The sequence below is a fragment of the Paraliomyxa miuraensis genome (genome assembly GCF_026337845.1).
Lineage (GTDB): Bacteria > Myxococcota_A > Polyangia > Nannocystales > Nannocystaceae > Paraliomyxa > Paraliomyxa miuraensis.
Genome location: NZ_JAOVZF010000045.1, coordinates 1 through 337 on the forward strand (window position 1 = coordinate 1; position 337 = coordinate 337).

Annotated in this window: 1 protein-coding gene; it reads right to left on the reverse strand. The window is 71.5% G+C overall.

What is annotated here, in order from left to right:
• Positions 1-337 (reverse strand): hypothetical protein (locus OEB96_RS00185; protein WP_266213354.1); only part of this gene is annotated, 337 nt, incomplete at both ends.

A 337-nucleotide genomic window follows, 5' to 3' on the forward strand; every position in this document is an offset into this window, starting at 1 on the left:
CCAGGCAGCCCTCCAGCACGCGCTGGGCCTCCTCCAGCCGCCCCAACGACAGCAGCGGGCCGTACGTGTTGAAACGCGTGCACGCCAGCTCGTGCTGACTCTCCCCCCGTTCCCTCTTGGTCCGCTCCGTCTCCTCGAGCAGGTCGAGGCAGCCCTGCCACCGTTCGAGGGCCCGGTTGGCGTCTTCAGCGATGTCCAGGCCGCCCACCAACGCTCGACCCAAGAAGTCCCGGTCGGGCGCCTCGGGGACGGGCTTGCCCTCGGCATGGGCCTTCCACCAGCCGCGCACCTGCTCCAGTCGGGCCTCGATGTCCCCCAGCACCTGCGCGGCGTGGCC